Here is a 7,906-nt window from a genome sequence, read left to right as displayed (position 1 = left end):
TCGATCGCCGCCGCCGGCAGCCCGGCCATGACCGGCAGGAAAAGTGCTGCCGAGGCCAGCCCGCCGAAGAACAGGGCCACGAAGGCGGTTCCGGTCACCGACAGGCCGGCGACCAGCGCGATCAGGATCGCGGTGAAGCCGTGACCGGGCAGGAAGCCGCCAGCCAGCCGGCCATTTGGCCCCATCAGCTCGATGGTGCCGGCGAGGCCGGCCAGCGCCCCACTGATCAGGAAGCTGGCGAGCCCGATGCGCCAGATGCGCGCGCCCTGCCACTCGACCATGGTCGGGTTGCGCCCGGCGAGCCCGGCCAGCACGCCGAAGGCGGTGCGGTTGACGAGAAGCCACATCAGCACGCCGACCAGCACGGCGATGACAATGATGGTCGGCGAAAGGCCGTAGGAAGTGCTGATGCGGTAGGCGGCGTCGAGGGGGCGGCTGGAGGCTTGCTGACCGGAGCCCGACGGGTCCTTCAGCGGGCCGGAGGTGACGTAGACCAGGACGAGGCTGGCGAGGAAATTACCCATAAGCGTGGTGATGACCTCGTCCGCACCCGATTTCAGCCGCAGAAGGCCCGGCCACAGCGCCCATAGCGCGCCGCCGGTCATGCCGGCGACGAAGCAGGCAGGGATGACGATCAAGGCCGGCCAGCCGTTCAGCCATTCGGCGACGAAGGCGGCCGCGATCGCGCCGATGTAGAACTGGCCCTGCGCGCCTATGTTGAAATAGCCGGCGCGGAAGGAGATGGCGACACCGACGGCCGTGATGAAGAGCGGCAGGCCCCAGCGCAGCGCGTGCGCCAGCGCGCCATTCCTGAGAAAGGCGCCGTCGGCAATTGACCGGAACATCAGCGGCGCGGAGTAGCCAGCGATCTCGAAGATCACGCCGCAAAGCGCCAGTCCTATCCCGATGAATACGATCGCGCGCAGCACGGACACGATGCGGTCGGTCATCGCGTCACCCCGGTCATGGCTGCCCCGATGGCTGCGATGTCGAAGGGCGGCCGGAATTCGGCGACGATGCGGCCCGACAGCATGACCACGACCCGGTCGCAAATGTCGAATATCTCGTCGAGATCGGAGGAGACGAAAAGAATCCCGCAGCCGCGCGCTCTGGCTTTGCGGAGCGCATCCCACACGAAGGCAGTTGCACCGATGTCGAGGCCGCGCGTTGGCTGTGCAGCGATGATCAAGCGCGCTTCCTCATCCATCTCGCGCGACAGGATGACTTTTTGGGCATTGCCGCCAGAGAGAGAGCCGGCGCGCTGGCCGACATCGGCATAGCGCACTTCCCAGGCGTCGAGCGCAGCAACGCAGCGGCGGCGCAGGACGGAAGGGCTGATCGCCGACAGCAGCGGCTTCTGCAGCAGTCCGCGGGCCGACCAGTTTTCCCAAAGGGGGCTGGTCAGGCTCAGTCCCTCGACATTGCGTTCGAAGGGGATGACGCGCAGGCCCATGGCGCGACGTTGGCCAAGCGAGGCTGCCGTCACGTCGCTGCCCTCGATCGCGATCCGTCCGTCAGTTACATGGATCAGCGACGAAATGGCGCGCACCAGCGTGCGCTGGCCATTACCCTCCACACCAGCCACGCCGACGATCTCTCCCGGCCGGACGGCAAGGCTGACGGCGTCGAGCGGCGGCCCTTCGGGATCGGGCCGGGTCGAGACGCCCTTCATGTCAAGGATCGGGGCTGCGCGAGCCGGCGCGGAAGCGTCGCCCGAATGCGTGGGAATCATTGCGCCCGTTAGTACGGCCTTGTCCTCGTGGCCCAGACTGTGTGCCGCCGGCCCGATGATGAGTTCGGCGAGTCTACCAGCGTCGACCCCCTCGCAAGGGATAGGTCCCTCGACGAGCCGTCCACCGCGTAAGACGGTGACAGTGTCTGCGACCGCCAGCACCTCGCGGATCTTGTGCAGGATCAGGATGACGGTGACGCCCCGCGCCTTCAACCGTCTCACCCGCTCGAAGAGTTTCTGCGCGCCCTCGGGAGACAGCACCGCCGTCGGTTCGTCGAGGATGAGCAGTTTCGCGTCGGTGACCAGCGCCCGCGCGATCTCCACGCCCTGCTGGGTCTCGACCGGAAGGTCGCGGATGCGCCGCTTGGCGGCGACTTTGACGTCGAGCCCGTCGAGATGTGGCTGCCAGCGTTTCTCGAGCATGGATTTCGTATAGAGCCCGCCGCCCTTGGCGCCGAACTGCATTGCTTCCGCCACCGTGAAGGAAGGCGGCAGCGCGAAGCTCTGGTGAACGAGTTCCACCCCAGCGCCCCGCGCCTCGTTGACGTCGCCGCCCGACAGCACCCGCCCGTCGATCGAGAGTTCGCCGGTCTCCGGTCTGACCAGACCGGCGACGACGCGGGCGAAGGTGGTTTTTCCCGCACCGTTCTGACCGACGACGGCGTGGATCATGCCTCGTTCGAAGGCAACGCCGACATCGGCGAGCGCCACGACATCGCCGTAGCGCACGGTGACGCCACGGCAACTGAAAACCGAGCCTTCGCCTTCCCTCATTGTGGCATCATCCAGTCAGCGTCTGGGTGAACGCTCAAAGAGCGGTGTTGAACGGCACCTTGATCGAGCCGTCCAGGATGCCGGCTTTCGCCTTTTCGATCTCGGGCCAGGCCTCCTTGGCCTTGGCGACGACATCCGCCTTCCCCTGCTCCTGGAACAGCGGCGACAGGATGAAGTCGATGACGCCTGTGTCGAGTCCCGTCGAGACGTGGCTGCCTCCCGCCCAGTCGCCTCCCAGCGCTTTCGTTGTCTCGTTGTAAAGGGAGGCGCCGAAATCGAGCCCGACGATCGAGATCAGCGACTTAGGTCCGATCGGGAACTGGGCCGGGTCAAGCGCGCTGACCATGCGGCCTTCACCTTCATTGGCGGCGGCGATGATGCCGAAATCGGTCGCGGCCGCATCGGTCTGGATGTAGTCAATGCCGTCCGAGAACATCTGTGCGGCGATCTCCTGGCCCTTGGCGGGGTCCTGGAAAGAGCCGGCGAAAGCGGCCGTCACCGTGGCGTCCGGGCGCACCGACTGCGCGCCGGCTTTCAGGGCATTGAAGTCGGCATTTATGGGCGGGATCGAGATGCCGCCAATGAAGCCTATCTTGCCGGTCTTGCTGACCCGGGCCGCAAAGATGCCGGAGAGGTAGCAGCCGAGATAATAGTCGTAGGAGACGGTCACGACATTCGGTATCGCCGGCTCGAACGGATCGGCAAAGAGCTGGATCCACTTGGTATCGGGATAGGCTGGCGCCACAGCCTTGAAGGGTTCGGCGACTTCGTTGAACGTCGACACGATCACCGCCGCGCCGGCGTCGCCCAGCGTTCGGAAGATGGTTTCGTAGGTCGCAGGGTCCTGCGCGTAGATGGCGCGGTATTCGAAGCCCTTCTCCTCGGCAAGCTGCTTCAGCCTGGCGATCATGGAATCAACCGGGCCGGCATCGCCCGCCGCTTGCGTATGCACCAGAGCGACGAGTCCCGTCTGGGCGCGCGCCGCAGACAGCATCAGGCCGCCGGCCACGCCGAAGGCCGCGAGGCCCACCGTGGATCTGAGGAGGAAGCGGCGGTCGATGGGGGTCCGCAGCATGGTCGTTTCATTTCTGAATCTATTGGTCATTGGTCCTGTTCCTTGCTCTAGGGTCGCCGATTTCCGGTTCTTTCTGGTTACAGCCGCACCAAACACCGCCGCTCCTCTCTCCATTCCGAGGCGTTTTCCACGCCCGCTTGCGACTCAGGCACCTGGAGAGAACGGCGCCGGGTTCATGATCATGACATCCTGACTCTGGATGGCGTCGAGGGCCCAGACGCCGGCGATGAAGGCCTGCCATTCGGGGTCGGCGTACATCGCAGTTCGCCGCGCTTCGCGGTCTGCGAGGCTGTCGTAGCCCCACATCAGCACGGTGGTGTGCAGACGTCCGATCTCGCTGACATACAGGCCGAGAAAGCGGTTCAGGTGCCGCTTCTGGATCGGCAGGCCTTCTGCCTCGTACTTCTTCAACCACCCGTCGACCGACCCCGGCCGGAAGGTATATGTTCGGTGTTCGATGATCATCGTGGCGCCTCCCCGAGAATGAAGTCCGCCGCCTTTTCGGCGATCATGATCGCCGGCGCGTTGGTGTTGCCGCTGGAGATGATCGGCATGATCGAGGCGTCGGCGACGCGAAGCCCCTCGATGCCGCGAACCTTGAGCCTGGCGTCGACCACGGCCATCGGATCGTTGCCCATCTTGCAGGTTCCAACCGGATGAAACGTCGTCATGGCCGTGGCGCGCAGCCATTTGGTCATGTCAGCTTCGCTGTCGACGTCTGGACCGGGCGCAAGTTCCTTGCCGCGATAGGGATCGAAAGCCTTTTGCGCGATCACGTCGCGCGTCATGCGGATGCCCGCGATCATGGTGCGAAGGTCGAAATCGGACTGCAGATAGTTGGCCGCAATTTTCGGCGACGCAGCCGGGTCCGCCGAGCGCAACGTGATTTCGCCGCGGCTTTCGGGATTGACCGGCCCCACGCGCAGAGTGAATCCGTGATTGGCCTCGATCGCCTGCCGCTTCCTGAAGGGATTGGGGACATGAAGGTTTGCGGTCTTCTCCAGTGCAGGCATGAAATGGAGCTGGATGTCGGGCGCTGCGAGTTCTGCGCGCGACTTCATGAAGGCGCCCGCTTCGTAAGGGAAAGTGGTCGCGACGCCCCGCCCGAACAGCATGCCTTCCGCCACGGACCATATCAGCCGGTCGGCGCGCAGATCGCCAAAGAGGGTGACCGGCTTGGTGCATTCCCACGCCATGACGCAGTCGACATGATCCTGCAGGTTTTTGCCGACGCCCGGCAGATCATGAACCGGATTGATGCCGTGGCTGAGCAGTTCGTCTGCCGGCCCGAGGCCCGACAGCATCAGCAATTGCGGCGAGTTGACCGTGCCGGCAGACAGGATCACCTCACGCGAGGCGCGCACAGTCCTCACCTCCCCGCGCTGTGAGAACTCCACGCCGACGGCCCGGCCGTTCTCGAGGAGGATGCGCTGCGTCAGCGCCTCGATCTCGACCGTCAGGTTCTTGCGGTGCAGCACGGGGCGGAGAAAAGCGAAGGAGGTCGACCAGCGCTTGCCGTCCTTGATCGTGAAGTCGAACTTGCCGAAGCCTTCCTGTTCCGGCCCGTTGAAATCGTCGTTGCGCGGATGCCCCGCCTCGGCGCCCGCCTCGACGAAGACATCATGCAGCATGCTCTTGCTTCGCGCCCGGCAAACGGTCAGTTCGCCCTCGCCATTGTGGAAGGCGTCGTTGCGCTCGATATGGCCCTCCGAGCGGCGGAAGGCCGGCAGGACCTTTTCGTAGGACCATTCGGAGAGGCCGAGCTGCGCCCAGCGGTCGTAGTCGTGGCGGTTGCCGCGCACATAAATCATGCCGTTGATGGTCGAGGAGCCGCCGAGCGTCTTACCGCGCGGCCAGTAGAGCGAGCGGCCATTCAGATGCGGCTCCGGCTCGGTGTGATAGTGCCAGTTGTAAATGCCTGACTGGAACAGCTTGCCCATCAGCATCGGAAGCCGGAAGAGGGGGTTGCGGCCCCTGCCGCCGGCCTCCAGCAGAAGCACGCGCGCTGCCGGGTCGGCGGAAAGACGGTTGGCGAGCACGCAGCCCGCCGAGCCCGCGCCGATGATGATGTAGTCGAAGGTTTCCGCCCGGCTCATCGCATCACCAGGCGACGGGCCGAGCGCCCATCCTCTGGAGGAAGCGATTGCAGGCGAGAAAAGGATTTTCGAGCGCCAGCACCGCGTCAGCCGCAGCCGGATGGGCGCGTTGGATCGTTGCCAAGGGTGGGTCCGGCTCGGCTAGGCCAGCAAGCCGGAGATTCTCGGCCGCGGCGTCTCCGAAACCAAGGAAAACGATGGGCCGCCCGCTGCGCGCGAGATGTTGGAGCACCCTCAAGATCAGCGGCCGCCAGACCGGCAGATGGCCGCATGACTGATGCGGGTCGACTTCTACGGCGAACCGCGACAGCGTGAAGGAGGAGTTGAGCAGCAGCACCCCGTCTTTGACCCAGCGACCGGCAAGCTGCTCCGGCGCCTCGAGATCCACTGCACCTCGCTCAATGTCTGCAAGCAAAGTTGGCCAGTCGGCGAAAGATCGCGCATAGGCGGCATTTCCCGTCCGTGCCGCGCAGATGAGCTGGAGGAAGGCGCGCACGCTCTTTGAAAACATCTTGTCGAGTTCACGCCATGCCGCGACATTGCCGGCTTCAAAAGCCCTGCCGGTTGCGAAATCCGGCGCGGGATAGGGATCCTGGCCCAAAATCACGCAGCGCACTTCGTCCGGCTTGATACCGTCGAAAGCCCGGAAGATGTGGGCGTTCTTCGGCGCGCCGGGAAAGGTGCGGCCCTGCCTGGCAGGGAAAATCGGTTCCCAGTGGTCGAGTTCGAGTTCGGGACCGCAGGCGTCGAGGCCAAGCTGGACATTACCGAGGACCAGCCGCCACGACTCCGGCAAATCGTCCTGCCAGCCCGACAGCATCTCCCCCAGCGCATCGACCAGCCTGACCGGCATTCCTTCCCAAGCCTCCCGACATCTCTTGCGCCAGTTAAGTCAAAACCTGACCAGAAAGTCAACTTCCTAAAACGAATTTCTTGACCAAATCGTCAATTTTTCTATTGTCGTCCGGCGGCCGCTTGGAACCGGGCGGCCGAACGTGTATCCCGCTCAGGGGCGGCCCGCCCGTAAGTCGGCTTCGGCCGGGCCCGGGCGGAAAAGGGATTTGTAGGAGGCAGTCATAATGGCGGGTGCGAAATCGGCGCCGTCGCGAAAGGCGCCGGAAGAACGCATACGGGCGCGCAACGAGGCGAAAATACTCAAGGCGGCGGTAGAGCTGTTTTCGCGCAAGGGCTTCGATGGCACGCGCACGGCCGAAATCGCTGAAGCGTGTGGGCTCCCCAAGGCCAATATCTATTATTACTTCTCCACGAAGGAGGCGATCTACACCACGCTGATTGAACGGCTCCTGCAGGGCTGGGACAAGGCGCTCGAGCACATTACGGCCGAGCGCGATCCAAGGGAGGCTCTATCGGCCTATGTCGCCGCCAAGCTTGATTATTCGCGTAGGCATGTGGTCGAATCCCGCTTTTTCGCCAACGAGATGCTGCGCGGCGGAGGCTTCCTGTCGCGTGCACAGAGGCGTCACATGCAGGAGATCACACGCGAGCGGGTTCGTGTGGTCGAAGGCTGGGTTCGTGACGGCAAGATAATGCCCATCGATCCGAACCACTTTTTCATCATGTTGTGGGCCACGACGCAATTCTACGCGGACTTTGCGGAAGTCGCAGCCGTGACGCTGGAGAAGGGCAGACTCTCTTTGACTGACTATGAGGCTGCTCAGAAGACGATCGTGAAGGTCATTCTGAGTGGCTGCCTTCCGGCTTCGTAGATACGCCGTAGCCCCGTGCAGCGAATGCCCGCTTTCTGCTTTCATTCGGGACTTCAGCCTAACCTGTGTGAAGGACCGTATTGGTCATCGTCGTGAGTTCGGCCGATGGCGAGCGAACTTCCGGAAGGGGGTCGCGAGTTGTCGTTTCGGCCATAAGGTGGCCCGTTCAATGGCGAACACGCGCTGCCCTGGATGGTTCAATGTAGCACAACGTCAGCGATGCAACCCGCCAGATACTACACATTGCAAACTGACTGTCAGTCAGGCTCTAACGGCAATATCGCGCTGCTTCGTCTTTCCCTCCTCATCGGCCTTGGCCTTCGAGAACTTCACCGTCCAGCGCGCGTCGCGGTCCTTCTGTCGCAGTTTGGCTGGTTTGTTCTTCCATGCCTCCGGCACCTTGCCCGCCTTGATGTCGGCCTTTTCAGCATCGGAATTGCGCTGCTTCGGCGCCGCCACGATGGTGGCATCGACGATCTGGCCACCCATCGCCAGGTAGCCA

The 7,906-nt window shown here is 63.8% G+C and carries 7 protein-coding genes and 1 pseudogene; 1 reads left to right on the top strand and 7 read right to left on the bottom strand.

The genetic code is table 11. The features are described from left to right. The 6 genes from MAXJ12_RS25780 to MAXJ12_RS25755 form a co-directional block, all read right to left on the bottom strand. The coding region (locus MAXJ12_RS25780) for an ABC transporter permease (protein ID WP_008839018.1) at nucleotides 1–950 on the bottom strand (950 nt) is incomplete at its 3' end. Then, nucleotides 947–2,506, bottom strand: a complete 1,560-nt coding sequence (locus MAXJ12_RS25775) for an ABC transporter ATP-binding protein (RefSeq protein ID WP_008839017.1) — start codon at nucleotides 2,504–2,506, stop codon at nucleotides 947–949. The genes MAXJ12_RS25775 and MAXJ12_RS25780, both read right to left, overlap by 4 nt. A 34-nt stretch (nucleotides 2,507–2,540) precedes the next feature. Beyond that, nucleotides 2,541–3,581 (bottom strand): BMP family ABC transporter substrate-binding protein, encoded by a 1,041-nt coding sequence (locus MAXJ12_RS25770; RefSeq protein WP_244421603.1) that lies wholly within the window; start codon nucleotides 3,579–3,581, stop codon nucleotides 2,541–2,543. Nucleotides 3,582–3,725: 144 nt separating this feature from the next. Further along, nucleotides 3,726–4,046: an NIPSNAP family protein gene (locus tag MAXJ12_RS25765; protein ID WP_008839015.1), complete on the bottom strand. Its 321-nt coding sequence runs from the start codon at nucleotides 4,044–4,046 to the stop codon at nucleotides 3,726–3,728. Further along, the gene (locus tag MAXJ12_RS25760; RefSeq protein ID WP_008839014.1) at nucleotides 4,043–5,677 is read right to left on the bottom strand and encodes a GMC family oxidoreductase; all 1,635 of its coding nucleotides are present in this window, start codon (nucleotides 5,675–5,677) and stop codon (nucleotides 4,043–4,045) included. Before MAXJ12_RS25760 ends, MAXJ12_RS25765 begins: the two co-directional genes overlap by 4 nt. Nucleotides 5,678–5,681: 4 nt before the next feature. Beyond that, nucleotides 5,682–6,530 (bottom strand): uracil-DNA glycosylase family protein, encoded by an 849-nt coding sequence (locus tag MAXJ12_RS25755; protein ID WP_008839013.1) that lies wholly within the window; start codon nucleotides 6,528–6,530, stop codon nucleotides 5,682–5,684. Between the two features lie 226 nt (nucleotides 6,531–6,756). Between MAXJ12_RS25755 and MAXJ12_RS25750 the strand changes: the two genes are divergently transcribed. Further along, nucleotides 6,757–7,404 carry a TetR/AcrR family transcriptional regulator gene (locus MAXJ12_RS25750; protein ID WP_008839012.1) on the top strand — a complete coding sequence of 216 codons (648 nt, stop codon included), beginning with the start codon at nucleotides 6,757–6,759 and terminating at the stop codon, nucleotides 7,402–7,404. Between the two features lie 264 nt (nucleotides 7,405–7,668). On the opposite strand, the pseudogene MAXJ12_RS25745 reads toward MAXJ12_RS25750, so the two are convergent. Continuing rightward, nucleotides 7,669–7,906 (bottom strand): annotated as a pseudogene (locus MAXJ12_RS25745) (IS5/IS1182 family transposase); the annotation flags it as partial.

The sequence above is a fragment of the Mesorhizobium alhagi CCNWXJ12-2 genome, from assembly GCF_000236565.1.
GTDB classification, from domain to species: domain Bacteria; phylum Pseudomonadota; class Alphaproteobacteria; order Rhizobiales; family Rhizobiaceae; genus Allomesorhizobium; species Allomesorhizobium alhagi.
This window is presented reverse-complemented; position numbering and strand designations above follow the sequence as displayed.

Excerpts from the sequence above, each read along its gene's own strand:
- MAXJ12_RS25755 (WP_008839013.1), bottom strand. The coding sequence starts at position 6,530 with ATGCCGGTCAGGCTGGTCGATGCGCTGGGGGAGATGCTGTCGGGCTGG.
- MAXJ12_RS25770 (WP_244421603.1), bottom strand. The coding sequence starts at position 3,581 with ATGCTGCGGACCCCCATCGACCGCCGCTTCCTCCTCAGATCCACGGTG.
- MAXJ12_RS25775 (WP_008839017.1), bottom strand. The coding sequence starts at position 2,506 with ATGAGGGAAGGCGAAGGCTCGGTTTTCAGTTGCCGTGGCGTCACCGTG.
- MAXJ12_RS25750 (WP_008839012.1), top strand. The coding sequence starts at position 6,757 with ATGGCGGGTGCGAAATCGGCGCCGTCGCGAAAGGCGCCGGAAGAACGC.
- MAXJ12_RS25765 (WP_008839015.1), bottom strand. The coding sequence starts at position 4,046 with ATGATCATCGAACACCGAACATATACCTTCCGGCCGGGGTCGGTCGAC.
- MAXJ12_RS25760 (WP_008839014.1), bottom strand. The coding sequence starts at position 5,677 with ATGAGCCGGGCGGAAACCTTCGACTACATCATCATCGGCGCGGGCTCG.